Origin of the sequence: Streptomyces sp. A0642 (assembly GCF_004795105.1) — a bacterium.
GTDB lineage: Bacteria > Actinomycetota > Actinomycetes > Streptomycetales > Streptomycetaceae > Streptomyces.
The window spans coordinates 1-26,462 of record NZ_SSBL01000002.1; the positions used below are offsets into that span (position 1 = coordinate 1).

Annotated in this window: 23 protein-coding genes; 15 read left to right on the top strand and 8 right to left on the bottom strand. The window is 72.0% G+C overall.

Annotation, left to right across the window (positions count from 1 at the left end; translation table 11 throughout):
• Positions 1-46: 46 nt before the first annotated feature.
• Complete coding sequence (glnA, locus tag E6R60_RS03545; RefSeq protein ID WP_136324925.1) at positions 47-1,408, bottom strand: type I glutamate--ammonia ligase; 1,362 nt, start codon at positions 1,406-1,408, stop codon at positions 47-49.
• 243 nt (positions 1,409-1,651) lie between these two features.
• On the opposite strand from glnA, the gene E6R60_RS03550 reads away from it, so the two are divergent.
• From E6R60_RS03550 to E6R60_RS03575, 6 genes are all read left to right on the top strand, one after another.
• Positions 1,652-2,329, top strand: coding sequence for a DUF3105 domain-containing protein (locus E6R60_RS03550; protein WP_168713532.1), 678 nt, complete (start codon positions 1,652-1,654; stop codon positions 2,327-2,329).
• Between the two features lie 131 nt (positions 2,330-2,460).
• Positions 2,461-3,120 carry a DUF305 domain-containing protein gene (locus E6R60_RS03555; RefSeq protein ID WP_240802416.1) on the top strand — a complete coding sequence of 220 codons (660 nt, stop codon included), beginning with the start codon at positions 2,461-2,463 and terminating at the stop codon, positions 3,118-3,120.
• Between the two features lie 204 nt (positions 3,121-3,324).
• Positions 3,325-3,750, top strand: coding sequence for a CBS domain-containing protein (locus tag E6R60_RS03560; protein ID WP_136324927.1), 426 nt, complete (start codon positions 3,325-3,327; stop codon positions 3,748-3,750).
• A 97-nt stretch (positions 3,751-3,847) separates the two neighbouring features.
• Complete coding sequence (locus E6R60_RS03565; protein ID WP_136324928.1) at positions 3,848-5,407, top strand: multicopper oxidase family protein; 1,560 nt, start codon at positions 3,848-3,850, stop codon at positions 5,405-5,407.
• Positions 5,408-5,655: 248 nt separating this feature from the next.
• Positions 5,656-7,410 (top strand): NAD+ synthase, encoded by a 1,755-nt coding sequence (locus tag E6R60_RS03570; RefSeq protein WP_136324929.1) that lies wholly within the window; start codon positions 5,656-5,658, stop codon positions 7,408-7,410.
• A 249-nt stretch (positions 7,411-7,659) separates the two neighbouring features.
• Positions 7,660-8,304, top strand: a complete 645-nt coding sequence (locus tag E6R60_RS03575) for a hypothetical protein (RefSeq protein ID WP_136324930.1) — start codon at positions 7,660-7,662, stop codon at positions 8,302-8,304.
• A gap of 159 nt (positions 8,305-8,463) precedes the next feature.
• Here E6R60_RS03575 and E6R60_RS03580 read toward each other — a convergent pair whose 3' ends face one another.
• Entirely contained in the window at positions 8,464-9,675 is a 1,212-nt protein-coding gene (locus E6R60_RS03580; protein WP_136324931.1) for an MFS transporter, read from the bottom strand.
• Between the two features lie 224 nt (positions 9,676-9,899).
• Positions 9,900-10,922, bottom strand: coding sequence for an endonuclease/exonuclease/phosphatase family protein (locus E6R60_RS03585; RefSeq protein WP_136324932.1), 1,023 nt, complete (start codon positions 10,920-10,922; stop codon positions 9,900-9,902).
• Between the two features lie 332 nt (positions 10,923-11,254).
• Between E6R60_RS03585 and panB the strand changes: the two genes are divergently transcribed.
• The 3 genes from panB to E6R60_RS03600 all read left to right on the top strand — a co-directional run bounded on the left by panB (position 11,255) and on the right by E6R60_RS03600 (position 14,147).
• Positions 11,255-12,139, top strand: a complete 885-nt coding sequence (panB, locus tag E6R60_RS03590) for a 3-methyl-2-oxobutanoate hydroxymethyltransferase (RefSeq protein WP_136324933.1) — start codon at positions 11,255-11,257, stop codon at positions 12,137-12,139.
• A gap of 134 nt (positions 12,140-12,273) precedes the next feature.
• Positions 12,274-13,293, top strand: coding sequence for an ATP-binding cassette domain-containing protein (locus E6R60_RS03595; protein ID WP_136325524.1), 1,020 nt, complete (start codon positions 12,274-12,276; stop codon positions 13,291-13,293).
• Positions 13,290-14,147 carry an ABC transporter permease gene (locus E6R60_RS03600; protein ID WP_136324934.1) on the top strand — a complete coding sequence of 286 codons (858 nt, stop codon included), beginning with the start codon at positions 13,290-13,292 and terminating at the stop codon, positions 14,145-14,147. The genes E6R60_RS03595 and E6R60_RS03600 overlap by 4 nt, the downstream gene beginning before the upstream one ends.
• 93 nt (positions 14,148-14,240) lie before the next feature.
• Here E6R60_RS03600 and E6R60_RS03605 read toward each other — a convergent pair whose 3' ends face one another.
• Entirely contained in the window at positions 14,241-17,585 is a 3,345-nt protein-coding gene (locus E6R60_RS03605; protein WP_136324935.1) for a BTAD domain-containing putative transcriptional regulator, read from the bottom strand.
• A 211-nt stretch (positions 17,586-17,796) separates the two neighbouring features.
• On the opposite strand from E6R60_RS03605, the gene E6R60_RS03610 reads away from it, so the two are divergent.
• Positions 17,797-18,594: a site-2 protease family protein gene (locus E6R60_RS03610; protein WP_136324936.1), complete on the top strand. Its 798-nt coding sequence runs from the start codon at positions 17,797-17,799 to the stop codon at positions 18,592-18,594.
• Positions 18,595-18,603: 9 nt separating this feature from the next.
• On the opposite strand, the gene E6R60_RS03615 is transcribed toward E6R60_RS03610, so the two are convergent.
• Both E6R60_RS03615 and npdG read right to left on the bottom strand, forming a co-directional pair.
• The gene (locus E6R60_RS03615; protein ID WP_136324937.1) at positions 18,604-18,783 is read right to left on the bottom strand and encodes a hypothetical protein; all 180 of its coding nucleotides are present in this window, start codon (positions 18,781-18,783) and stop codon (positions 18,604-18,606) included.
• Positions 18,784-18,868: 85 nt separating this feature from the next.
• Positions 18,869-19,579, bottom strand: coding sequence for an NADPH-dependent F420 reductase (gene npdG / locus E6R60_RS03620; RefSeq protein ID WP_136324938.1), 711 nt, complete (start codon positions 19,577-19,579; stop codon positions 18,869-18,871).
• A gap of 138 nt (positions 19,580-19,717) precedes the next feature.
• Here npdG and E6R60_RS03625 point away from each other — a divergent pair, with 138 nt between their 5' ends.
• Both E6R60_RS03625 and E6R60_RS03630 read left to right on the top strand, forming a co-directional pair.
• Positions 19,718-20,320: a hypothetical protein gene (locus E6R60_RS03625; RefSeq protein ID WP_136324939.1), complete on the top strand. Its 603-nt coding sequence runs from the start codon at positions 19,718-19,720 to the stop codon at positions 20,318-20,320.
• A gap of 189 nt (positions 20,321-20,509) precedes the next feature.
• Complete coding sequence (locus E6R60_RS03630) at positions 20,510-21,823, top strand: MFS transporter (RefSeq protein WP_136324940.1); 1,314 nt, start codon at positions 20,510-20,512, stop codon at positions 21,821-21,823.
• 59 nt (positions 21,824-21,882) lie between these two features.
• Here E6R60_RS03630 and E6R60_RS03635 read toward each other — a convergent pair whose 3' ends face one another.
• On the bottom strand, positions 21,883-22,116 hold the full coding sequence (locus E6R60_RS03635) for a hypothetical protein (RefSeq protein ID WP_136324941.1): 234 nt from the start codon (positions 22,114-22,116) through the stop codon (positions 21,883-21,885).
• Positions 22,117-22,174: 58 nt separating this feature from the next.
• Between E6R60_RS03635 and map the strand changes: the two genes are divergently transcribed.
• Positions 22,175-23,032, top strand: a complete 858-nt coding sequence (gene map / locus E6R60_RS03640; protein ID WP_136324942.1) for a type I methionyl aminopeptidase — start codon at positions 22,175-22,177, stop codon at positions 23,030-23,032.
• A gap of 62 nt (positions 23,033-23,094) precedes the next feature.
• On the opposite strand, the gene E6R60_RS03645 is transcribed toward map, so the two are convergent.
• Positions 23,095-23,790 carry a PhzF family phenazine biosynthesis protein gene (locus E6R60_RS03645; RefSeq protein ID WP_136324943.1) on the bottom strand — a complete coding sequence of 232 codons (696 nt, stop codon included), beginning with the start codon at positions 23,788-23,790 and terminating at the stop codon, positions 23,095-23,097.
• A gap of 234 nt (positions 23,791-24,024) precedes the next feature.
• Here E6R60_RS03645 and efeO point away from each other — a divergent pair, with 234 nt between their 5' ends.
• The gene (gene efeO / locus E6R60_RS03650) at positions 24,025-25,161 is read left to right on the top strand and encodes an iron uptake system protein EfeO (protein WP_136324944.1); all 1,137 of its coding nucleotides are present in this window, start codon (positions 24,025-24,027) and stop codon (positions 25,159-25,161) included.
• A gap of 23 nt (positions 25,162-25,184) precedes the next feature.
• A complete protein-coding gene (gene efeB, locus E6R60_RS03655) occupies positions 25,185-26,462 on the top strand; it encodes an iron uptake transporter deferrochelatase/peroxidase subunit (RefSeq protein ID WP_136324945.1) in 1,278 nt (425 codons plus the stop codon).

A 26,462-nucleotide genomic window follows, 5' to 3' on the forward strand; every position in this document is an offset into this window, starting at 1 on the left:
CGGCCCCGAGGGCACGTACCCACGCCTCAACGGCGCTGACCTGCGCCTACAGCACCGGCAGCAGCGCCTTCAGTTCGAAGGCGGTGACCTCGCTGCGGTACTCCTCCCACTCCTGCTTCTTGTTGCGCAGGAAGAAGTCGAAGACGTGCTCGCCGAGCGTCTCGGCGACCAGTTCGCTCTTCTCCATCAGCGCGATCGCCTCGCCGAGGTTCTGCGGCAGCGGCTCGATGCCCATCGCGCGGCGCTCCGCGTCGGAGAGGGCCCAGACGTCGTCGTCGGCACCCGCCGGGAGTTCGTACCCCTCCTCGATGCCCTTGAGACCCGCGGCGAGGAGCACCGCGTACGTCAGGTAGGGGTTGGCGCCGGAGTCGATGGAGCGGACCTCGACGCGGGCCGAGCCGGTCTTGCCCGGCTTGTACATCGGGACGCGGATGAGCGCGGAGCGGTTGTTGTGGCCCCAGCAGATGTACGAGGGGGCTTCGCCGCCGGCGCCCGCGGCGCGGGAGGAGCCGCCCCAGATGCGCTTGTAGGAGTTGACCCACTGGTTGGTGACGGCGGAGATCTCGGCGGCGTGCTTGAGCAGGCCCGCGATGAAGGAACGGCCGACCTTGGAGAGCTGGTACTCGGCGCCGGACTCGTAGAACGCGTTGCGGTCGCCCTCGAACAGGGAGAGGTGGGTGTGCATGCCCGAGCCGGGGTACTCCGAGAACGGCTTCGGCATGAAGGTGGCCTGCACGCCCTGCTCCAGCGCGACCTGCTTCATGACCAGGCGGAAGGTCATGATGTTGTCGGCGGTGGAGAGCGCGTCCGCGTACCGCAGGTCGATCTCCTGCTGCCCGGGGGCGCCCTCGTGGTGGCTGAACTCGACCGAGATGCCCATGGATTCGAGCATGGTGATCGCCTGGCGGCGGAAGTCCATGCCGACGTTCTGCGGGGTGTGGTCGAAGTAGCCGGAGCTGTCGGCGGGGGTGGGGCGGGTGCCGTCGACCGGCTTGTTCTTCAGCAGGAAGAACTCGATCTCCGGGTGGGTGTAGAACGTGAAGCCCAGGTCGGAGGTCTTGGCCAGGATGCGCTTGAGCACGTAGCGCGGGTCGGCGAAGGAGGGCGAGCCGTCGGGCATGAGGATGTCGCAGAACATGCGGGCCGTGCCGGGGGCCTCCGCACGCCAGGGCAGGATCTGGAACGTGCCCGGGTCCGGCTTGGCGATCATGTCGGACTCGTACACCCGGGCGAAGCCCTCGATGGCGGAGCCGTCGAAGCCGATGCCCTCGTCAAACGCCTGTTCCAGCTCCGCAGGAGCCACGGCCACGGACTTGAGGTAACCGAGCACATCGGTGAACCACAGCCGTACGAACCGGATGTCGCGCTCCTCAAGCGTCCTGAGGACGAATTCCTGCTGCTTGTCCATAGCCACATCCTTGCAGTTCAGACGGTCCGTGCACCACCGCCCGGGGTAAGGGGGAAAGTCCAGTATCACGACCCCGGATTTCACCCAGATTACGCACCCGGCGTGAGATGGAGCACTCGGCCACCCACTACGATCGTCGGCCATGGTGCGTAAGGGGTGCGGCGGCCTCGCGACTGCCCCGCGCGCACCGGTTCCCGACCCCGTTCCGTCCTCTCCTCGCCCCTTCGCAGAAGGACCCACGACATGAGCTTCGACCGCAGGACCCGCATAGAGCAGATGCGCAAGGCCGACCGGGCGCGTGACCGCCGTACCCGCGTGCTGGTCATAAGCCTCAGCGCCGTCGTCGTCGCAGGTCTCGTCAGCTTCGGCGCCTACACGCTGGTCGACAAGTCGCAGGCCTCGGCCGACCAGAAGGCGGCCGACGCCAAGAACGCCGAGCAGTCGGAGGCGGAGAAGAAGGAACTCGCCGACGGTCCGATCCGGGGCGAGAAGACGTGGGACGCGAAGAAGCTGACCCGCAACCACGTCACCGAGAACGTCACGTATCCGATGAAGCCGCCGGTCGGCGGTGACCACAGCCCCGTCTGGATGAACTGCGACGGCGAGGTATACGAAAAGGCGATTCCCGACATGAACGCCGTGCACGCGCTGGAGCACGGCTCGGTGTGGGTGACGTACACGGACAAGGCCTCGTCCGCCGACGTGGACAAGCTCGCCGAGCGGGTCGGGAAGACCCCGTACTCGTTGATGAGCCCGTACAAGGACCAGGCCGGCAGCATCATGCTGAGCGCCTGGGGCAAGCAGGTCACGGTGGACAGCGCCGATGACCGCCGGGTCGCGCAGTTCTTCGCGAAGTACGTGCAGGGCCCGCAGACGCCCGAGCCGGGCGCGGCGTGCACCGGCGGACGGGCGGCTCCGTGACGGGGACGACGGAGACGACGGAGACGACGGAGACGACGGAGACAGCGGAGGCCACGGACGCGACAGGGGGCACCGCCTCCGGGCGGACGCGGCGTGTCCGGTGGGCCGCCGGTTCCGCCGTCGCGCTCGCGCTGCTGTTCGCGGGCGCGGCGACCGTCGCCTCCGCGCGGGGCGAGGCGGACCCCCACCCGGCCGCCTCCGCCGCGCGGGTCCCGGAAACGGATTCCGCGGACGCCGGCTTCGCCCGTGACATGGCCGTCCACCATCAGCAGGCCGTGGAGATGTCGTTCATCGTGCGCGACCGCACCGACGACGAGGACGTGCGCCGGCTCGCGTACGACATCGCCAACACGCAGGCCAACCAGCGGGGCATGCTGCTCGGCTGGCTGGACCTGTGGGAGCTGCCGAAGGCGGCCCCCGGGCAGGAGCCGATGGCCTGGATGGAGGCGGGACGGCACGCGGGCCACGACATGGCCGGGATGCCGGGCATGGACGGCGGCGGGTACGAGGCCCACGACGGGTCCCTCATGCCCGGCATGGCGACCCGCACCGAACTCGAACAGCTCCGCCGGGCCGATGGCGAGCAGGCCGCGGTCCTGTACCTCCAGTTGATGACCGACCACCACAAGGGCGGTGTCGACATGGCCCGCGGCTGTGCGGACCTGTGCACGGTGACGGTGGAGAAGCGGCTGGCCCGGGGCATGGTCGACGGCCAGCGGTCCGAGCTGCGGGCCATGGCCGCGATGCTGTCGGAACGGGGCGCCGCGCCACGGTCCGGAAAGGCGTCCTGACGGAGGGGGCCGGGGCCGCGTGCGGCTCCGGCCGGGCCCTGGGGCTCTGCCCACCCCGCTCGATGGCGGGGCCGGATGCCCTGCGGACCGGCCGCCCCCTCACCCGGATGGGTGAGAGCGGTCGCGTGCCCCGAACCGGCCCGTGACGATGGGTGCGCTCGGGGTCGTACGGAAGTGCCCGTCGGCACGCAGGAGGAATTCCCCATGACCACCGCCAAGGACATCATGCACAGCGGCGCCACCTGGATCCCGGCGCACGAGACCCTCGACCGCGCCGCCCAGATGATGCGCGACCACGGAGTCGGGGCGCTGCCCATCTCGGAGAACGGCGGCCAGGACCGGATGGTCGGCATCCTCACGGACCGCGACATCGTCGTCGCGTGTGTGGCGGCGGGCCGGGACCCGTCGAAGGTGACCGCCGGCGACCTCGCGCAGGGCACCCCGCGCTGGATCGACGCGCAGGCCGGGGTGGACGAGGTGCTGGAGGAGATGCAGACCCACCGGATCCGCCGGCTGCCCGTGATCGAGAACAAGAAGCTGATCGGCATGATCAGCGAGGCCGATCTGGCTCAGCACCTTTCGGACGACCAGATCGCCGGCTGGGTGGAGAAGGTCTACTCCCGTAACTGACCGGTACGCCGTACGACCGGACGGCCTGCCGCCCCCGCCGCGCGGAGGGGGCGGGCCCTCACCCACCCCCATGCCCGACATGAGTAATGTGTCCGGTATGCCCGCTCAGCTTACCCGCCGCGCCGTGCTCGGCGCCTCGATCGCCCTCGCCGGTACGGGAGTTCTCGCCGACCGCGCCGCCGCGTCCGCCTCCGTCACGCATCATCCGTACCCCGCCGGCACCACCGTCCCGGAGGGGTACGTCTCCCCCGACGGGCCCGAGGTGGCCGCGGCCGAGCAGCGGCGGGGCGCCGGCCCCGAGCGCAGGGCCGCCCTGACCGCGACCCCGTCCCGGCTCGACCTGGGCGGCGGAATCGCCGTCAGCTCGTGGGCGTACGGGGACCGCCTCCCCGGCCGGGAGATCCGGGTCACCGCGGGTGACACGCTCGCGCTCACTCTCGCCAACCACCTGCCGGCCTCCACCTCCATGCACTGGCACGGGCTCGCCCTCCGCAACGACATGGACGGGGTGCCGGGGCTGACCCAGCGGGCCATCGGGGCGGGCACGGACTTCACGTACCGGTTCGCGGTACCCGACCCGGGCACGTACTGGCTCCACCCCCACTCGGGCGTCCAGCTGGACCGCGGGCTCTACGCCCCGCTGATCGTGGAGGACCCGAAGGAGCCCCTGTCGTACGACAAGGAGTGGGTCGTCGTCCTGGACGACTGGGTCGACGGGGTGGACGGCTCCACCCCCGACGCGGTGCTCCGGGAACTCACCGGGGGCAGTGGCCACGGCGGGCACGCGATGGCGGCGCCGCGCGCAGCCGATGCGGGCGGCGGTCCCTCGCGGATGCTGAGGGGCGCGACCAGTGAGCTGCTGGGCGGCGATGCCGGTGATGTGGACTATCCGTACTACCTGGTCAACGGCCGCGTGCCGGAGGACCCGTCCGCCTTCACGGCACGGCCGGGCGACCGCATCCGGCTGCGGATCATCAACGCGGGCGGCGACACCGCCTTCCGCGTCGCGCTCGGCGGCCACCGGATGACGGTGACGCACACCGACGGCTTCCCCGTCCGGCCCACCGGAACGGACGCCCTGCTGATCGCCATGGGCGAGCGGTACGACGTGCTGGTCACCGCCGGGGACGGGGTCTTCCCGCTGACCGCGCTCGCCGAGGGCAAGAACGCCTCGGCGATGGCCCTGCTGCGGACCGGGAGCGGGGCGGCGCCCGGCGCGTCCGTGCGGCCGAAGGAGCTGGACGGCCAACTGGTGACGGCCGGCCGGCTGTCCCCGGACCCCTCCGTGGCCCTGCCCGCCCGCAAGCCCGACCGCACGGTGATGATGCGGCTGACGGGTTCCATGGAGGCGTACGACTGGGCCTTCGACCGGAAGCCGTACACCGCCGACCAGCGCCACCCGGTGAAGGCCGGGGAGCGGGTCCGGCTGGAATTCCGCAATCCGACGGCCATGTGGCACCCCGTGCATCTGCACGGGCACACCTTCGCGCTGGCCGGCGGCGCGGCCGGGGCCCGTAAGGACACCGCGATCGTGCTGCCCCGGCAGACGCTGACCGTCGACCTCGACGCGGACAACCCGGGTCTGTGGATGCTCCACTGCCACAACCTGTACCACGCGGAGGCGGGCATGATGACGGTCCTCGGCTACCGCAGCTGAGTCCCTTCCGGGCGGGCCCAGCTGGGTGCCGGAGATCCTGGCCGGGCTCGCGGCGCGCGGCACGCACATCCGCGGTCCGCGGCGTTACCGACGCCCTCATAGCTCCGCTATGAGGGCGCTCCGGCGCCTTGCGGCTGCACGCATCGAGCGCCGCTCCCTGACCCGGCCAAGATCTCCGGCTCCCTCCCAGCCACTTTTCGCGCGGCCCGCCAGGACATCGCGTCAGTCAGACGATTACACTGGGCGGCGTGCCTCAACTACGCCTCGCACTGAATCAGATCGACTCGACCGTCGGCGATCTCGCCGGGAACACCGAGTCGATCCTCCACTGGACCCGGCACTCCGCCGAACAGGGCGCCCACCTGGTGGCGTTCCCCGAGATGGCGCTGACCGGCTACCCCGTCGAGGACCTGGCCCTGCGGTCATCCTTCGTCGAGGCATCGCGGGACGCGCTGCGTGCGCTCGCCGCCCGCCTGGACGCGGAGGGCTTCGGGGAGCTCCCGGTCGTCGTCGGCTACCTCGACCGCTCCGAGCACGCCGCGGCCCGCTACGGCCAGCCCGCGGGGTCGCCGCGGAACGCCGCCGCGGTACTGCACCGCGGGCGGATCGCGCTGAACTTCGCCAAGCACCACCTGCCGAACTACGGCGTCTTCGACGAGTTCCGGTACTTCGTGCCGGGCGACTCGATGCCCGTCGTGCGGGTGCACGGCATCGATGTGGCGCTCGCGATCTGCGAGGACCTCTGGCAGGACGGCGGCCGGGTGCCGGCCGCGCGCGCCGCCGGGGCAGGGCTGCTGCTGTCGATCAACGCCTCTCCGTACGAGCGGGACAAGGACGACACCCGGCTGGAGCTGGTCCGCAAGCGGGCCCAGGAGGCCGGCTGCACGACCGCGTACCTCGCGATGATCGGCGGCCAGGACGAGCTGGTCTTCGACGGCGACTCGATCGTCGTCGACCAGGACGGCGAAGTGATCGCCCGTGCTCCGCAGTTCGCCGAGGGCAGCGTGATCCTGGACCTCGACCTGCCGGCCGCCTCGCCCGAGGCGCCGTCCGGTGTGGTGAACGACGGGCTGCGGATCGACCACGTGGTCCTGTCCGAGGAGCCGCTGCCGGCGTACGAGGCGGAGCTGGCCGGAGGCTACGCCGACCGGCTCGACGACGACGAGGAGCTGTACTCGGCGCTCGTCGTGGGCCTTCGGGCGTACGCGGCGAAGAACGGCTTCAGCAGTGTGCTGGTCGGGCTCTCCGGCGGGATCGACTCGGCGCTGGTCGCGGCGATCGCCTGCGACGCGCTGGGCGCGCAGCACGTGTACGGCATCTCGATGCCGTCGAAGTACTCCTCGGACCACTCCAAGGACGACGCGGCCGAGCTGGCGCGGCGCACCGGGCTGAACTTCCGGACCGTACCGATCGAGCCGATGTTCGACGCGTACATGGGCTCGCTGGGGCTCAGCGGCCTCGCCGAGGAGAACCTGCAGTCGCGGCTGCGCGGCACGATGCTGATGGCCGTGTCCAACCAGGAGGGCCAGATCGTCCTGGCTCCGGGCAACAAGTCGGAGCTGGCGGTCGGTTACTCGACGCTGTACGGGGACTCCGTGGGCGCGTACGGGCCGATCAAGGACGTCTACAAGACATCGGTCTTCCGCCTGGCGAAGTGGCGCAACCGTGCCGCCGAGGAACGCGGGCAGACCCCGCCGATCCCGGAGGCCTCCATCACCAAGCCGCCGAGCGCGGAGCTGCGGCCCGGCCAGGTCGACACGGACTCACTGCCGGACTACGACGTCCTGGACCGGATCCTGGAGATGTACGTCGACCGGGACCAGGGCCTCGACAAGATCGTCGCGGCCGGGTTCGACGCGGCGCTGGTGGCGAAGACGCTGCGGATGGTGGACACCGCGGAGTACAAGCGCCGGCAGTACCCGCCGGGCACGAAGATCTCGCCCAAGGGCTTCGGCAAGGACCGGCGGCTGCCGATCACGAACCGCTGGCGCGAGTCCGGCTGACGCCGGGAACGAGGCGGTGACCGCGGGCCCGTCCGGCCGGGGATTCGTCCTCCCTCGCCGGCCGGGCCCGCTTTTCGGGTTCCCTGACCGTTCCGCCTCGCACGGGACTTGATTGCCCCTCACCTACCGTTCCCCGCACGTCACTTGTCGTGACGGACGCCGCGTGGAACGATGACCGCTCCGCGCCGAATCTGGTGTCGGGGGCGGTGGGCGTAGGGGCGCCCGCCCATGGCGGGGGGGGAGTCCAGCATGGCCATCAGGTTCGTGGGACTGTTCGCGAGCGACCCGGTCTACCAGGCGGCGCAGGCCCAACTCACCCTCTGCGACCGGCTTCCCGCCGCGGGCGACGCGGCCTGGGGATTGTGGCCGGCGCCCGCGACCCTGGGGACGACCCTGCTGGGCAAGCTGGGAGCCGTGCCCGGAGCCCACGTCATCGTGCACGGCTCCCAGAAGCGGATGCCGGTCGGTGGGACCCAGCTGATCGGGGTGCCGGCGGGAGAGCAGGAGCAGCACGACCTGACAGGGGAGACGGCGGGTTCGTTGCGGGCGTGGCTCGCGGCGCACCCCGGGGCGGCCCTCAGTATCGTGGTGAAGCTGACGACCAGCCCCAGGACCACCTTCGCGGGAACGATCGTCGAAATCCTCAACCACGAACTGTCGGCACACGCCGAGCCGTACGCCGACTTCCTGATCGCGGAGGCGGCCGCCCCGGGCACGGGTGTCGTAGGAACGGCCGACCAGCAGCACCAGGCCCTGGCCGCCGGCGATCCCCGGTACCAGTTGATCGGAGCGGTGTACGTGACGACCCATCTGGCGGCCGACCAGGCGCCGTGCTACCGCACCCGGATGGCGCAGGACACAGTGGCGAACGCGACGCTGCCGCCGGGCGTCTGACCGAAGAACGGTGAGGCGGCGCCGCGTCCCCGGGACAGGGGATCGGCGCCGCTTCCGTGTCCGCCCGCGTGGCGTGGCGCGCCGGGGTGGGCGCCACGGACGGGCGGCGGCCTCGGCGGTCGCGCGGCCGGCTCGATGTGACGGCGGTCGCGCGGCGGTTCAGTGGACGTCCGCTTCGGACTTCCTCGGGGCCGTCGTCGCCGCCCGGGCCACAATCCTCGACGGGGTGCGGTCGCGGTCGAGGACGCCCGCCGTGACGGCGATCGCCAGGCCCGCGACGGTCAGGGCCGCGCCCACCAGGGCCGGGGAGGTCCAGCCCCAGCCGGCCGCGATGGCCATGCCGCCCAGCCAGGCGCCGCCCGCGTTGGCCAGGTTGAAGGCGGAGTGGTTGGAGGCGGACGCCAGGGTCGGGGCGTCCTTGGCCTTGTTCATGACGAGCATCTGCAACGGCGTGGTCGTCATGAATCCGACCCCGCCCAGCAGCACCACCACCACCAGGGCCGCCCACTGCACCTGGGCGACGAAGGGGAAGGCCAGCAGGACGACGGCGAGGGCGCTCAGTGATCCGTACAGCGTGGGGCGCAGCGCCCGGTCCGTGAGCGGGCCCGCGGCGAGCGCGCCCAGGGTCATGCCGATGCCGAAGAGCGCCAGGACCAGCGTCACGGAGGATTCGCCGAAGCCCATCGCCTCGGTGGTCATCGCGGAGAGGTAGGAGTACACGGCGAAGACGCCGGCGAAGCCGAAGACGGCGGTGAGCAGGCCGAGCAGGACCTGGCGGTTGCGCAGGGCCCTCAGCTCGTGGCGGACGTGGCGGTGTGCCTCCGCCGGGATCCGGGGGACGAGGCGGGCGAGGGCGGCCATCGCGCAGAGGCCGATGGCGGCGACCACGAGGAAGGTGGCGCGCCAGCCGAGGTGCTGGCCGAGCAGGGTGGCGGCGGGGACGCCGACGACGTTGGCGATGGTCAGGCCGAGGAACATCGTCGCCACGGCCCGTGCCTGGCGCCCCTCGGCCGCCAGCCGGGTGGCGACGACCGCGCCGACACCGAAGAACGCGCCGTGGGGCAGGCCGGCCAGCAGCCGCCCGGCGATCAGCCAGCCGAAGTCGGGGGCGAGGGCGGAGGCGAGGTTGCCGACGGTGAAGAGCGCCATCAGCAGCAGGAGCATCCGCTTGCGCGGGATGCGTGAGCCGACGGCCGTGAGCAGCGGGGCGCCGACCACGACACCGATCGCGTACGCCGACACGAGGTAGCCCGCGGTGGGGACGGAGGTGCCCAGATCGTCCGCGACGTCGGGCAGGAGGCCCATCATCACGAATTCCGTAGTACCGATGCCGAAGGCGCTCACAGCGAGTGCGAGCAGAGCCAGAGGCATGAGGAGAGACCTTTCCGAAGTGGGCCCCCGCGCGCTCCGGCCGGACCCGGAGGGCCTGCGGGGAGCGGGAGGGGCAGGGGGGAACGCGGCCGTGCGTGCGCCGGCGCGGCCCGGCCGGGGCCGGATCGCACGGTGACGGACCGGCTTCCTCGCCGGCGGCCTTGTTCCCGTTCGGAACAAAGTCTCTCAGACGTTTGAGGCCCGGAGGTAAACGGGCCGTTGCGTCACAGTTTGACGCGGGCGGCGATCGGGAGGTGGTCGCTGTCCGTGGCCGGCAGCGTCCACGACGACATGGGCTCGACGCCCTTCACCATGATCTGGTCGATCCGGGCCATCGGGAACGAGGCGGGCCAGCTGAATCCGAAGCCGTCACCGGCCGCGCCCTGGGTGGAGCGCATCTGGGCGGTGACCCCGTTGAGCGAGCGGTCGTTCATGGTCCCGTTGAGATCGCCGAGCAGCGCGACCCGTTCCAGCGGTTCGTCGGAGATGGCCTCGCCGAGGGCGTCCGCGCTCTGGTCCCGCTGGTTGGCGGTGAATCCGGCGTGCAGCTTGACCCGTACGGAGGGCAGGTGCGCGACGTAGACGGCGAGCGGGCCCTCGGGGGTGGCGACGGTGGTCCGCATGGCGCGGACCCAGCCCATCTTGATGTCGACCGGGCGGGTGTCGCTGAGCGGGTACTTGCTCCAGACGCCGACGGTCCCCTGCACGGAGTGGTACCGGAAGCGGCCGGCGAGCGCCGACTCGTACGCCGCGACCTTGCCGCTGGGGAGCTCCTGGAGGGCGACGACGTCGGCGCCCGAACCGGCGACCTGCTGGGCGGTGCCGGCGGGGTCGGGATTGTCCGCGTTGACGTTGTGGGTGGCGACGGTGAGGTCGCCGCCCGTGCCCGACTTGTCGGTGAGCAGCCCGCCGAAGACGTTGAACCAGACGAGGACGGGCAGCAGCAGGGCCACCAGCGCGGTCGCCGAGCGGCGCACCAGGCCGAGGACCAGCAGCAGCGGGACGAAGACGGCGCACCACGGCAGGAACGTCTCGGTGAGGCTGCCCAGGTTGCCGATGGTGTTCGGGATCTGGGCGTGGAGGAGCATCACGAGGGTCAGCAGGACGGAGCAGCACGCCAGGACGATGCCCCGCCGCCAGATGCCGGGGTCCCTGGTCAGTCTGTCGCGCAGGTCCCGGAAGCGGGTTCCGGTGCGCTGCGGTCCCGCGCCGCCGTTCCCGGTGTCCGTCCTGTACGCCTGCACCATCGCGCTGTCCTCACTGCCTTGCCGTACACATCGCCGCGCCCCACGACCCTAGGGGATGCGCGCCGCCTTTCCGGCCGTCGGTGACGGCCGTTCTGCCACGAGGACGACGCGGGCGGTGCGGCGGGTTCCGGCCACAGGGGGTCTGTGGCGGCTTGTGACAGAACGCTCACACGCGCCCCGGGCCCGGGCGCGTCAGCACATGACCCGGTTTCACCGGATTCGGCGCCGGTCGTGGGCGGGCCCACTTCCCGGAGACGGCTCCGGGGTGTCACCATGGAACCGATCCGGGGACGCCGTCAGGGCGCCTCGAGATGACGAAGGAGCCGTTGGCAATGTCGCTTCAGGCTGCGCACAACCAGTCCCCCACCCCCGCGGGCGCCCCCGCCGACAGCAGCAAGGCGCTGTACGGCGGGAAGAGCAACCGCCGCGTCACCGTCCACGACATCGCCGCCGCCACCGCGCGCGGCGAGAAGTGGCCCATGCTCACCGCCTACGACGCGATGACCGCGTCCGTCTTCGACGAGGCCGGCATCCCGGTGATGCTCGTCGGCGACTCCATGGGCAACTGTCACCTCGGCTACGAGACCACCGTGCCCGTCACGATGGACGAGATCGCCATCCTGTCCGCCGCCGTCGTCCGGGGCACCAAGCGGGCCCTGATCGTCGCCGACCTGCCGTTCGGGGCCTATCAGGAAAGCCCCGTCCAGGCCCTGCGCAACGCCACCCGGCTCATCAAGGAGGCCGGGGTGGGTGCGGTCAAGCTGGAGGGCGGCGAGCGCAGCCACGAGCAGATCAAGCTCCTGGTCGACGCCGGCATCCCGGTGATGGCCCACATCGGCCTGACCCCGCAGTCCGTCAACGCGATGGGCTACCGCGTCCAGGGCCGCGGCGAGGAGGCCGCCCAGCAGATGCTGCGCGACGCCAAGGCGGTGCAGGACGCCGGCGCGTTCGCCGTCGTCCTCGAACTCGTACCGGCCGAGCTGGCCGCCGAGGTCACCCGCACCCTGCACATCCCGACCGTGGGCATCGGGGCCGGTCCCGACACCGACGCGCAGGTGCTCGTCTACACCGACATGGTCGGTCTGACCGGCGGCAAGGTGCCGCGCTTCACCAAGCAGTACGCCGACCTGCGGCAGATCCTCGGCGACGCCGCGAAGGCGTACGCGGACGAGGTCGTCGGCGGCACCTTCCCGGCACCGGAGCACACCTTCCACTAGGCATTCCGCCGGCCCGGTCACGGGACCCGACCGACCACTGCAGCACCACCGACAGCCCGCCGACTTCCCCCATCGGCGGGCTGTCGCCCTGCTGTCGGCGGCCTGTCGGTGCGTTGTCGGTGGCGGCTGGTCTGATGGTGGACATGACGCGAATCGACAAGAACCCCAGGAGCGGCACGAACGCCGTCGAGGTACGGGGGCTGGTCAAGCACTACGGCTCGACCAAAGCTCTGGACGGCGTGGACCTCGACGTGCGCGAGGGCACGGTCCTCGGCGTGCTCGGCCCCAACGGCGCCGGCAAGACGACCCTCGTACGGGTCCTGTCCACCCTGATCCAGCCCGACGCGGGGCACGCCGTCGTGGCGGGCTACGACGTGGTGAGGCAGCCCCGCGCGCTGCGCCGCACCATCGGCCTGACCGGGCAGTACGCCTCGGTCGACGAGAAGCTCTCCGGCTGGGAGAACCTCTACATGATCGGGCGGCTGCTCGACCTGCCGCGCAAGAAGGCCCGCTCGCGCGCCGACGAGCTGCTGGAGCGCTTCTCGCTCACGGACGCGGCGAAGAAGGCCGCGATGGAGTACTCCGGTGGTATGCGCCGCCGGCTGGATCTCGCCGCCTCCATGATCGGCAGCCCGGCCGTCCTCTATCTGGACGAGCCGACGACGGGGCTCGACCCCCGTACCCGCAACGAGGTCTGGGACGAGGTGCAGCGGATGGTCGCGGAGGGGGCGACCGTGCTGCTCACCACCCAGTACATGGAAGAGGCCGAACAGCTCGCCAACGAGCTCACCGTCATCGACAAGGGCAGGATCATCGCCCGTGGCGGCGTCGACGAGCTGAAGGCCAAGGTCGGCGGCCGCACCCTTCAGATCCGCCCCTCCGACCCCGCCGAGCTGGCCGCGATGGCCCAGGCGGTCAGGGAGGCCGGTCTGGACGGCGTGGCGGGCGCCCAGGCGGTCCCGGACGAGGGACTGCTGTACGTGCCGATCCTCAGCGACGAGCAGCTCACGGCCGTCATCGGTCTGCTCGGCACCCGGGGTTTCTCGCTGGCGCACGTCGCCACCGCGCTGCCCAGCCTCGACGAGGTGTTCCTCGCCATCACCGGCGACAAGGCCTCCGTCACCGACACGATCCCCGAGGAGGTCGCGGCATGAGCACGACGACTCTGACACCCGCCCCCGCCGACACGGCCGCGGCCGCCCCGGCCACGAAGGTCCACGACGAGGGCCGGATCGGTCTGCGGAACAACCTGCGCCACATCGGGGCGCTGGTGCGGCGCAATCTGCTCCAGATCAAGAAGGATCCGGAGTCGATGTTCGACGCGCTCCTGATGCCCGTCATCTTCACGCTGCTGTTCGTCTACGTCTTCGGCGGCTCGGTCGGCGGCAGCATGGGCGGCGGCCGGCAGGAGTACCTCAACTACCTGATTCCCGGCCTGATGGCGATGATGGGCATGAACATCGCCATGGCGGTCGGCTCCGGCGTCAACGACGACTTCCGCAAGGGAGTCATGGACCGGTTCCGTACGATGCCGATCGCCCGCTCCTCGGTGCTCATCGCGAAGATCGTGGTCGAGCTCGGGCGGATGATGGTCGCGACTCTCATCCTGCTGGCCATGGGCTTCGCCCTCGGCATGGAGCTGCAGGAGTCGGTGCTGGGGCTGATCGGGGCGATCGCCCTGTCGGCCGCGTTCGGCGCCGCGATCATGTGGATCTTCATCCTGCTCGGACTCACCATGAAGACCGCGCAGGCCGTCCAGGGGATGGGGATGCTCGTGCTGATGCCTCTCCAGTTCGGTTCCTCGATCTTCGCCCCGACGAAGACGATGCCCGGCTGGCTCCAGACCTTCACGGACTACAACCCGCTGTCCAACCTGGCCGACGCGGCCCGCGCCCTGATGATGGGCGGCCCGCTCGCCCACTCGGTCTGGGTGACGCTGGGCTGGACCGTGGTCATCACGGCGGTCATGGCCCCGCTCGCGGTGTCGAAGTTCCGCAAGAAGTCCTGACCCCAGCGGCGGTCAGCGCCTTTCGTCCGGGTCGAGCCGGAGCAGACCCCCCGCGAGCCCGGCAAGATCCGAACGAAAGGCGCTACGTCCTGCTCAGTTCCGGTACGCGTCGACGAGGGCGGTGGCCTCCTCCAGGGAGAGGCCGCCGCCCTCGGCGTACGCGGCCTCGTAGGCGGTGTCCCCGAGCACGGCGCGCACCAGCTCCTCGGCACGGGCGAAGTTCTCCCGCTCCATCGACGTCAGGAAATGTCCCGCCGGCAGCAGGGCCCGGCCGGCGGCCAGCAGCCGCGCACCGAGTTCCGCACCGCGCTCCGCACCGCGCTCCGCGCCGAGCCCGCCCAGCGCCCAGGCCGCGGTGACCAGGTGGATCACGGCCATCTGCGGCGCCACCATCTGCGTCAACGGGTCGCCCAGACGCAGCAGGGCCTGCCGGCAGCGGTCCAGCGCGTCCGCGTAGTTCCCGTCCTGGTTGTCCAGCCAGGCCAGGCCGCCCAGGACGAAGCCCTCGAAGATCGCCATCGTCTGGGACCTGAACTCTTCGAGCAGTTCGAAGAACTGCTCGCGCGCCTCCGTGATCCGGCCGCAGCGGCCCAGCCACAGGGCCAGGAACAGCCGGGCGGCCGGCCGCGCCTCGTGCCCCGCGTGCTGCTCGTCCGCGATCACCTGGCGCAGGATCACCTCGCCCTCCTCTCCGCGGCCGAGTTCGGTGAGGGCGGAGGCGTAGCGGGTGCGGAGCACGGACACCTGGGCCAGGGCGCCCAGCTTCTCCGCGTAGCCGATCGCGGCCTGGTAGTCCTCGGCCGCCTGCCGGTAGCCGCCCGTCTTCTCGTTCGCCTCGCCGCGTGAGGACAGGGCCTCGGCCATGCCCCAGTCGTCACCGAGGCGGCGGAAGAGCTCCAGGCTCTCGGCCGCGTCCTCGTGGGCGGCGCCCGCCCAGTCGGGGCGGTTGGCCAGCACGTTGGCGCGCATCTGGAGCGCCGCGGCGAGCTCCCACTCGAAGGCGAACTCCCGTGCGGCGCGAACCGTTTCGTCCAGCAGGTGCCGCAGGTCCGCGACTCCCCCGGTCAGCATGACGGCGAAGAACCAGAGCGAGGCGGGGCTCCGGCAGGTCTGGGGCTGACCGGCCCGGTAGGCGGAGGCGATTCCCCGCAGCCGCACCATGCTGGCCTCGTTCGTCCACTCGTCCATCGCGTGGTCCATGCTGACCAGCTGGATCAGCCCGACCTGGCGCCGCGCCTCCTGGAGCAGTTCGGGTCCCATGGGCGGGGGCGCGTCGGTGCAGCGTGCGTGGATCGAGGGTGCGGGCTCCACCGGCGGGGCGAACGGGTCGGGGCCGAGGGCCGCTGCGGCGTCGGCCCAGTGCAGGGCGTCGCTGCGCAGATCGCGGATCTGCCAGTACCAGGAGAGCGAGATCACCAGGCACAGGGCCTCCTGCTCGTCACGCGCGGCGACGGCGTGCCGCAGCGCGGTGCGCAGGTTCTCGTACTCGCGCTGGAACAGCTCGATGGCGGCGCGCTGTCCGGATCCGCGCAGCAGGGGGTCGGTGGTACGGGCCAGCTCCCGGAAGTACACGAGGTGCCGGCGTTCGGCGGTCTCCCGCTCCCCCGTCTCGTCGAGCCGCTCCGCGGCGTATTCGCCGACGGTCTCCAGCAGGCGGTAGCGCATCCCGCCGTCCGCCGCGGGTGCGGCGACGACCAGGGACTTGTCGACGAGGGAGCCGAGCAGCCCGGCGACCTCCCGCTCCTGCCGCGGGCCGTCCGCGCAGACCGCTTCGGCCGCTTCGAGGGTGCAGCCGCCGGCGAAGACGGACAGCCGGCGCAAGGTGGTGCGTTCGTCCTCGGTGAGGAGGTCCCAGGACCAGTCGACGACGGCCCGCAGGGTCTGCTGGCGCGGGAGGACGGTGCGGCTGCCGCTGGTCAGCAGCCGGAACCGGTCGTCGAGCCGGTCGGCGATCTGCTGCGGGGTGAGCATCCGCAGCCGGGCGGCGGCGAGTTCGATCGCGAGCGGCAGACCGTCCAGACGGCGGCAGATCTCGGCGACGGCGGCCGCCGTCGCCTCGTCGGCGTCGACGCGGAACCCCGGCAGGGCGGCGGCGCCCCGCTCGGCCAGCAGGCGCAGGGCCGTCGGCTCGGGCAGCGGCTCCACGGGCCGGACGAACTCGCCGGGTACGCCGAGGGGTTCGCGGCTGGTGGCGAGGACGGTGAGCTGCGGGCAGCGGGCCAGCAGATGGTCGGCGAGGGCCGCGGCCGCCTCGATCACATGCTCGCAGTTGTCCAGGAGCAGCAGCATGCGGCGACGCGAGCAGTGCTCGGTGAGCCGGGACAGCGGCTCACCCGCGCCCCGTTCGCCCGCACCCCGTTCGGCGGCCCGCAGTTCCTCGGCGCCCGCGCCGCGCAGCACGGTCTCGCGGGCGCCGAGCGCCCCGAGGACGGCTTCCGCCACCGCGTCGGGGTCGTCGACGGGCGCGAGTTCGGCCAGCCACACACCGTCCGGCCAGGACGCGGGATCCAAGGACTCCGCGGCCTCCTGGGAGAGGCGGGTCTTGCCGGCCCCGCCGGGCCCGAGCAGGGTGACCAGCCGGGCCCGGGAGAGGTCGCCGCGCAGCGCGTCGATGTCGTGCTCGCGTCCCACGAAACTGGTGAGCCGGGCCCGGAGGTTGCCCGGTCGGACGGCCGGGGCGGCGGGGCGGGGAACCGCCGGGGGCGCAGGGCGGGCCGGTTCCTGACGGAGCAGCTCGGCGTGGAGCGCGGTCAGCTCGGGCCCCGGGTCGGTGCCGAGCCGGTCGGCGAGTACGGTGCGCACCTCGTCGTACGCGGCCAGCGCCTGCGCCGCGCGTCCCGCGTCGCGCAGGGCCCGCAGCCGCAGTGCCTGGAGCGGTTCGTCGATGGGGTGCTCGTCGCAGAGGGCCGCCAGTTCCGGAAGCACCTCGTCGGCCCGGCCGAGCGCGAGCGCCGCGGTGAGCCGGGTCCGGCGGGCGTCGAGGCGGCGGGCGGTCCAGCGGGTGGCGACGGCGTGCCGGTCGGGGAGGTCGGCCAGCGCGGGTCCCCGCCAGAGGCCGAGAGCGTCGTCCAGGACGCTCAGGGCCTTCGTCGCATCGCCGGATTCCAGGGCGCGCGTCCCCTCCGCCGCGAGGCGTTCGAAGCGGTACAGGTCGACGCCGTCGGGTTCGGCGACCAGCCGGTAGCCACTGGAGTCCGAGGCGACCGCCGCATGGCCGAGCGCCCGTCGGAGCCGGCCCACGAGTGCCTGAAGGGCTCCGGGCGCGTCCGCGGGCGGGTCGCCGTCCCAGACCTCGTCGACGAGCACCGCGACGGGCACCGTCCGGCCGGTGCGCAGCGCGAGCACGGCGAGCAGGGCGCGCAGCCGCGCCCCGCCGAGGGCGACGGCCGTGCCGTCGTCGCGAAGTGCCTGGGTGGTGCCGAGGATGCCGTAGCGCACGCGCCCATTGTCCGTGACGGGACCGGGGTCATCCACAGCCGCCCGGCCGTACCCGCTCGCCCCGCCCTTATGCCTGCCCGTCATGGCTCCACCCTTCACGGAACCACCGGCCCGACGCGAGACGTTTTCCCCGTGTCGCCTGTACGGTCGGGGCTCGCCGCCCGCCCGCTCTCGCGGTCCCCGGAGTCCCCGCAGCCACAGGAGCCCGCCGATGACCTCCGCACCATCCCGTAGCGACCGGCGGATCAGCCCGGTCTTCCTCGGCATCGCCGCCGTCACGGCGGTGTCCGGCTGGGCGGTGTGGACGGACTTCGCCGAGCAGCCGGGTTTCGCCACGTTCCTGTTCGTCACCGCGGCCTGGGTCGTCTCTCTGTGTCTCCACGAGTACGCGCACGCGCGCACCGCGCTGCACAGCGGCGACATCTCCATCGGCGCCAAGGGCTATCTGACGCTGAACCCCCTGAAATACACGCACGCGCTGCTGAGCATCGTGCTGCCCGTGCTGTTCGTGATCATGGGCGGCATCGGTTTGCCAGGCGGCGCGGTGTTCATCGAACGGGGCCGGATCCGGGGCCGCTGGCGGCACAGCCTGATCTCGGCGGCGGGCCCGCTGACGAACGTCCTGTTCGCGCTCGTGTGCACCGCGCCGTTCTGGCTGGACGCACTGGACGGCGTCCCGGTCGCCTTCCGGTACGCGCTGGGATTCCTGGCACTGCTCCAGGTGACGGCCGCGATCCTCAACTCCGTGCCGGTGCCGGGGCTGGACGGCTACGGGGTGATCGAGCCGTGGCTCTCGCGCTCGTTCCGGCGCTCGGTGGAGCCGTTCGCGCCGTTCGGGCTGATCGCGGTCTTCGGCCTGCTGTGGGTCCCCGAGGTGAACGCGGCGTTCTTCGACGCGGTCGACGCGCTGCTGAGGTCGCTGGGCGTCAGCGAGTTCGACACGTACTGCGGCCTCGACGCCTACCGGTTCTGGCAGACGCCGAATCCGGTCTGCGCGGTGGACGGGTAGGCGCCCGCCCTACGCCTGGGTGTCCGCGATGCGCTGCCGGCGTACGTAGTACCAGGCCATGTTCGACGAGAGCCCGACGAGCAGCACCCAGACGATGCCGAGGAGCCAGCTGCCCTGTACGAAGGAGATCACGGCCGCTGCGACGGCGAGGACGCAGAGGGCGATGGCGTAGAGAGCGAGGCGGGGCATGGGGGTGGCTCCTGTCGGGGGATGATGCGCGGTCCCGTCCAGTGTCCCCCATGCCCCCGCCGGCCGGGATCAGGGTGGGGCCGGCTCAGACGTCCGTGGCGCGCAGTCCGGCGTGTGCCTTGTAGCGGCGGTTGACCGAGATCAGGTTGGCGACGAGCGACTCGACCTGGTGGGCGTTGCGCAGCCGGCCCGCGAAGATGCCGCGCATCCCCGCGATCCGGCCGGCCAGTGCCTGGACGATGTCGGTGTCGGCGCGGGCCTCGCCCAGCACCAGCACGTCGGTGTCGATCTCCTCGATCGACTCGTCCTGGAGCAGGACGGCCGAGAGGTGGTGGAACGCGGCGGTGACGCGGGACTCCGGCAGCAGGGCGGCGGCCTGCTCGGCGGCGCTGCCCTCCTCGGGCTTCAGGGCGTAGGCGCCCTTCTTGTCGAAACCGAGCGGGTTGACGCAGTCGATGACGAGCTTGCCGGCGAGCTCGTCGCGCAGGGACTCCAGGGTCTTCGCGTGTCCGTCCCACGGCACGGCGACGATCACGACGTCGCTGTCGCGCGCGCAGGCGGCGTTGTCCGCACCGCGGACGCCGTGTCCCAGCTCGTCGGCGGCGGCCTGGGCGCGGTCCGCCGCACGGGAGCCGATGATCACGGACTGTCCGGCGCGGGCGAACCGGTAGGCGAGTCCGCGGCCCTGCGGTCCGGTGCCGCCGAGGACGCCGATGGTCAGGCCGGACACGTCGGGGAGGTCCCAGGGGTCCTTGGCGGGGGGCTTGGGGGCGCTGCCGCTGGCATTCGTAGTCATGGCCCCGACACTACTGCCAGGTACGGCGCCGGGACGCTCTGTCCCCGGCCAGGGGGCGGCCCGCGCGCGGGGCCTCGTACGGATGGTTCTGTCCCGTTCGCCGGTGCGGGTTCCCGGTGTGGTGCATGATGCCGGGCCATGGATGCCGTACGTGTGGCGCTGCTGCGTGAGGTGCTGGCCGGGACCCAGTGGCCGACGGCCACGCGGCAGTTCGCCGCGGCCCTGCGCTCGTCCGTCGTGCCGCACGGCGGCGGGCTGCTGCTGGTGGGGACCGAGGTGTACGAGCCCTGGCACCTGGCGGCCCATCTGGTCGACGAGTCCGCCTGGTCGGGGCTGCCGGAACTGACGCCGACCCTGGTGCGCCACCGGGTGGAGCCGGGCGACCCGGCGCACCTCGCGGTGGGGCTCGGCCGGATCGAGGCGGCCGGGCGGGGCGAGACGCTGCTCGTGGTGGTGCCGGAGCGGCCCGGCGAGGGGCTCCTGGAGCGGGTGCACGACGCCCGCCGGGCAGGGGCGACCGTCCTCTCCCTGGACACCGGTGATCCGGAGGTGCGGGGGCTCGCCCATGAGGCGCTGTCCGTGACGGGCGGCGACGACGTGGACCTCGACACGGTCCAGCACCTGGTCAGCGCGGCGGCAGGGGAGAACGGCGCGCCCGTGCAGCGCGGCCGGCGGCGGTTCCGGGACCGGCTCTCCCGGCTCGCCGACCAGCTGACCGCACCGCCGCCGGCCCGGTGGTGACCGGCAGCACCGTCGGGCCGGCCGACCCGTAGCGGCCCGGCGCGCTCCGGCGGCGGGACGGGGTGCCGGGGTGCGGCAGTGCGGGGCGCGGGGTGCGGCAGTGCGGGGCGCGGGGGCCCCGCGAGCCCCGCGAGGGCCCCTCCGAAATCCGGTTGCACCGGGCACGCACCGGACGGACCATGGCTCCTCGTGACCTCCCGCCCCTCCCTCGCCGCCCGGCTGGCCGCGCTGCTCCCCGATCTCTCACCCTGGCGTTCCTCGGCGGACTTCCGCCTGCTGTGGGTGCAGGGGCTCGTCACCTACTTCGGCAGTTTCATGGCGCTGGTCGCGCTGCCCCTCCAGATCAAGGACCTCACCGGGTCCCCGCTCGCCGTCGGCGCGATGGGAGCGGTCGAGCTGGTACCCCTGGTCGTGTGCGGGCTGTACGGCGGTGCGCTCGCCGATGCGGTGGACCGCCGCAAGGTCATCCTGGGCACCGAGGCGGGGCTGGGGCTGCTCGCACTCGTCCTCCTGGTGAACGCGGCCCTGCCCGATCCGATGCTGTGGCCGCTCTACGGGGTGGCCGGCGGGGTCTCGGCTCTCGCCGGGCTCCAGCGGCCCGCGCTGGACTCGCTGATGGCCCGCATCGTGCCGCACGAGCAGCTGGGCGCCGCCGCCGCGCTGAACTCGCTGCGCTGGCAGGCCGGCGCGATCATGGGCCCGGCGCTGGCGGGCCTGGTGGTGGCCTACGCCGGTCACGCCACGGCGTACGCGGTCACGGTGGCCACGTTCGCCGTCTCCGTCCTGCTCTGCCGACGGCTCGCGCCGGCGCCGCCCGCGGAGAAGGGCATGAGGCCGTCCCTGCGGGGCATCGCGGAAGGCGCGCGGTACGCGTGGAGCCGCCCGGTGCTGCTGGGGACGTACGCGATCGACATGGCGGCGATGTTCTTCGCCTTCCCGAACACCATCTTCCCGTTCCTCGCCGACGAACTGGACGCCGCATGGTCGCTGGGGCTGATGTATGCGGCGGGCTCGGTCGGGTCACTCGTCCTCGGCCTGACCAGCGGCTGGACCGCGCGGGTACGCCGGCACGGGCTGTTCGTGGTGTCCGGAGCGGCCGTATGGGGGCTGGCCATCGCGGCGGCCGGCTGGTTCGACGACGTCTGGCCGGTGCTGATCTGCCTGACGGTCGCCGGAGCGGGCGACATGCTCAGCGGCCTCGGCCGCTCCACCATCTGGAACCAGACGATCCCGGAGGAGCTGCGGGGCCGGCTGGCGGGCATCGAGGTGCTCTCGTACAGCGTCGGCCCGCAACTGGGCCAGGTGCGGGCCGGCGGCATGGCCGGGTGGACGGGGACCCGGACCGCGATCTGGAGCGGAGGCGTGGCCTGCGTCGCCTCGGTGGCGCTGCTGGCGGCGGCCCTCCCGAAGCTCCTCACGTACGACTCCGGGACGGACGAGGACGCACTGCGCAGGCGGGCACAGAGCGAGGAGGCCCTGAGGGCGGCGTCGCCGACGGGCTGAGAGCGGGCGCGGGCCGAGGCCGGGGCGAACGGGCCCCCGGCCCCCGCCCTCAACCGCCCTCAGCCGCCCGGGTTCTCGTCCGGGTCCGGGCGGTCGTGCCACTTGGGGTCGGTCTCCCACTCCAGATTCCGCTCCTGCGCGGTCTCCATCGCGTGCTGCGCCTGCTGGCGGGAGGCGTACGGGCCGAAGCGGTCCTTGGCCGGGCACTCGGGGCCCTCCTCGACCTTCTTGTGCTCCAGGCAGTAGAACCACTCGCCCGGCTTGCCGACCGTGCGCTTCTTGAACAGGGCCATCACCGGCTCCTTTCCTCGCTGCCATGGTGCCCCAGACACAGGCTTTAGACTCGCTGGCATGTCTGGCCAGTCGCTGCTCGTACCAGGGGAGCTCACTCCCGTCCGTTCCGTGCCCGGAAACATCCGGCGCCCCGAGTATGTGGGCAAGCCCGCCCCGACGCCGTACAGCGGCCCGGAGGTCCAGGACGCCGACACCGTCGAGCGCATGCGTATCGCGGGACGCATCGCCGCCCAGGCCATGGCCGAGGCCGCGAAGCACATCGCCCCGGGTGTCACGACGGACGAACTGGACCGGGTCGCCCATGAGTTCATGTGCGACCACGGCGCGTACCCGTCGACGCTGGGGTACCGGGGCTTCCCCAAGTCGCTCTGCACCTCGCTCAACGAGGTGATCTGCCACGGCATCCCCGACTCCACCGTGCTGCGCGACGGCGACATCGTGAACCTCGACGTGACGGCGTACATCAACGGGGTGCACGGCGACAACAACGCCACCTACCTCTGCGGCGACGTGGACGAGGAGTCGCGGCTGCTCGTGGAGCGCACCGAGGAGTCGCTGAACCGGGCGATCAAGGCGGTGCGGCCGGGCCGCCAGGTCAACGTCATCGGGCGCGTCATCGAGTCGTACGCGAAGCGCTTCGGATACGGGGTGGTGCGGGACTTCACGGGGCACGGGATCAACTCCTCGTTCCACTCGGGGCTGATCATTCCGCACTACGACAGCCCGCACGCCACCACCGTGATGCAGCCCGGCATGACGTTCACCATCGAGCCGATGCTGACGCTCGGGTCCCACGACTACGACATGTGGGACGACGGCTGGACCGTGGTCACCAAGGACCGCAAGCGCACCGCGCAGTTCGAGCACACGCTCGTGGTGACGGAGACGGGCGCGGACATCCTCACGCTTCCGTAGCCTGGCCGCGCCCACCCGTTCCACGGCCGCCCCTTCCGGGGCGGCCGTTTCCGTCGGGCGGGCTACCCGTGGACGGCCAGCACCACCCGGCCGCCGATCTCCACCGAGCCGTCCGGCGCCGGCGCCGTGAGGATCTGGGAGCCGCGGCCCTGCCTGATGTTGAGCGCCCGGCCCAGCTGAGCGCTGAGCAGCAGGGCCGCCGCCCCCGTCGCCTCGTCCTCCGCGATACCCCCGGAGCGGCTGACGCCGCGCTCATCGAACCTGCGGGGAAACGCCCGCGCCCGCACCCGGCCCGCGGCCTCGTCCTCCCAGGCCCAGGCGTAGAGCCAGCCCTCGCCGGGCGGCGGGGCGGGCAGCGCCTCGACCTCGGCGACCGTCCCGAACTGCTGAAGCGTCCGCGGCGGCGCCCACTCGGGGCGGCCCGCGATCCAGCTGAACTCCCCGTCCTGGCGGGCGAAGACCTCCCCCACCCCCAGCTCCAGGATCTCCAGATCGAGCAGCCAGGCGGCGCCGACCACGGGATGCCCGGCGAACGGCAGGCGGAGATCCGGGGTGTAGATGTCCAGGTGGCCGCGCTCGGGATCGTCCACGAACACGGTCTCGCTGAAGCCGAGCTTCCGGGCGAGCGCCTGCCGGGTGTCGTCGCCGGGGTAGTGGTGGCCTTCGCGTACGACGCCGAGGGCGTTGCCGTGCCGGCCGTCGGGGCCGCAGAACACGCGCAGGACGTCGATGCCGGCGGGTACGTCGTAATCATTCACGCCCGCATTCAAACACCGGGGCCGGACGACAGGGCCTCTTGACCATTGCTTGACCTTTTGTGGGTTCGCTCATGGGTCGACCGTGATCCTTCCGTTCCTGTGCGTCCGCAGTGAGAGCTGAATCACTGCATGGGTGGGTACGAGCTAGGTAAGCCTCGGTTAAGTTAGGTCCGCCTCACCCGCCTTTGTCCGGCCCTTTTCTCACTTTCTCCTTCGTTCTCAAGTGGAGCCCGCATGCGAGCCGTTCGTTTCTCCGTCGTCACCGCTGCCGCCACCGTGGCCGCCCTGACCGCTGTCACGGGCTGCGCCGAGAAGAGCGACGGCAAGGGCGAGGGGGCCGTTCAGGTCGTCGCCAAGGACGACGCCTGCGAGGTCTCGAAGAAGGAGTTGCCGGCCGGCCACGTCGAGCTGGCCGTGGAGAACAAGGGCTCCAAGGTGACCGAGGTCTACGTCCTGTTCCCGGACGACCGCATCGTCGCCGAGCGCGAGAACATCGGCCCGGGCACCAAGGCCACCATCACCGCCGAGATCAAGGCCGGTTCGTACGAGATCGCCTGCAAGCCCGGCATGAAGGGCCACGGCATCCGGCAGAAGATCGAGGTCAGCGGCGGCAAGGCGGCCAAGCGCAGCCCGGAGATGGACCAGGCCGTCGCCGCCTACCGCACGTACGTCCAGGCGCAGGCCGACGAGACGCTGCCGAAGGTCAAGGTCTTCACGGACGCCGTCGCCGCCGGTGACGTCGAGGCCGCGAAGAAGGCCTACGCCGACTCCCGTATCGGCTGGGAGCGCACCGAGCCGGTCGCGGAGTCCTTCGGCGACATCGACCCGAAGGTCGACGTCCGCGAGGACGGCCTGGAGGACGGTCAGAAGTGGACCGGCTGGCACCGTCTGGAGAAGGCGCTGTGGCAGGACAAGAAGCTGGGCGCCGAGGAGAAGGCGCTGGCGCCCACCCTGTACAAGGACCTGCTCGACTGGCAGAAGCGGGTCGGCACGGCGGAGATCACCCCGACCTCGATGGCCAACGGCGCCAAGGAACTCCTCGACGAGGTCGCGACCGGCAAGGTCACCGGTGAGGAGGAGCGCTACAGCCACACCGACCTGGTCGACTTCAAGGCCAACGTCGAGGGCGCGGAGAAGTCCTACGCGCTGCTCAAGCCGATCGCCACGAAGAACGACGCGGCGCTGACCTCCACCCTGGACAAGCGGTTCGCGGAGCTGAACACGCTGCTGGACAAGTACCGCACCGACAAGAGCTCCTACGTGTTCACCTCGTACGAGAAGGTCGGCAAGGCGGACCGCAAGGAGCTGTCGGACGCGGTCAACGCGCTGGCCGAGCCGCTGTCGCGGCTCGCCGCCGCGGTGACGAAGTAACCGGCCGGAAAGGGGCTCCAGCCATGTCCGAGCAGAACCGCAAGACATCCGACGCCGACGCCGTGACCCCGGGCGGCGCCCCCTCACGGCGGGCCCTGCTCGGCTGGGGCGGCGCCGGGCTCGCGCTCGGCGCGGTGGCGGCCGGCAGCGCCGTGGCCGCGGTGCGTTCCGGGGACACCGCCGTGACGGCCGCGGACAGCGGTGCGGCGGTGCCGTTCCACGGTGCGCACCAGGCCGGGATCGCCACGGCCGTCCAGGACCGGCTGCACTTCGCGGCGTTCGACGTGACGACGAAGGACCGCGCGGAGCTGGTCGCGCTGCTCAAGGAGTGGACCCGGGCGGCCGAGCGGATGACGGCCGGCCACGCCGTCGGCGAAGGCGCCTACGGCGGCCCGGCCGAGGCCCCGCCGGACGACACCGGTGAGGCCCTGGGACTCAAGCCGTCCCGGCTGACGCTGACGATCGGCTTCGGCCCCTCGCTCTTCGCCAAGGGGCGGTTCGGTCTGGAGGACCGTCGCCCCGAGGCGCTCGTCGACCTGCCGAAGTTCCCCGGCGACAATCTCGACAAGGCCCGCAGCGGCGGCGACCTGTGCGTCCAGGCGTGTGCGGACGACCCGCAGGTCGCGGTGCACGCCATCCGCAACCTCGCCAGGATCGGCATGGGCCGCACCGCGATCCGCTGGTCGCAGCTGGGCTTCGGCAAGACGTCCTCGACGACGCCCGACGCCCAGACCCCGCGCAACATGATGGGTTTCAAGGACGGCACCCGGAACATCTCCGGCACCGACACCGCCGCCCTCGACCGGCATGTGTGGGCCGGCGCGGAGGACGGCCCCGGCTGGATGGCCGGAGGGTCGTACCTGGTGGCCCGGCGCATCCGGATGCACATCGAGACCTGGGACCGGACCGGACTCCAGGAGCAGGAGGACGTCTTCGGCCGCGACAAGGGCGAGGGCGCCCCCGTCGGCAAGGCGAAGGAGCGGGACGAGCCGTTCCTGAAGGCGATGCTGCCGACCGCGCACGTACGGCTCGCGCACCCCGACACCAATGACGGGGCGACGATCCTGCGGCGCGGCTACTCCTTCACCGACGGGACGGACGGCCTGGGCCGGCTCGACGCCGGGCTGTTCTTCCTCGCGTACCAGCGCGACACCCGCAAGGCGTTCATTCCGCTGCAGCGACGCCTGGCGGCACACGACGCACTCAACGAGTACATCCAGCACGTGGGTTCGGCGCACTTCGCCGTCCCGCCGGGCGTCCGCGACAAGGACGACTGGTGGGGCCGGGCGCTGTTCTCGTAA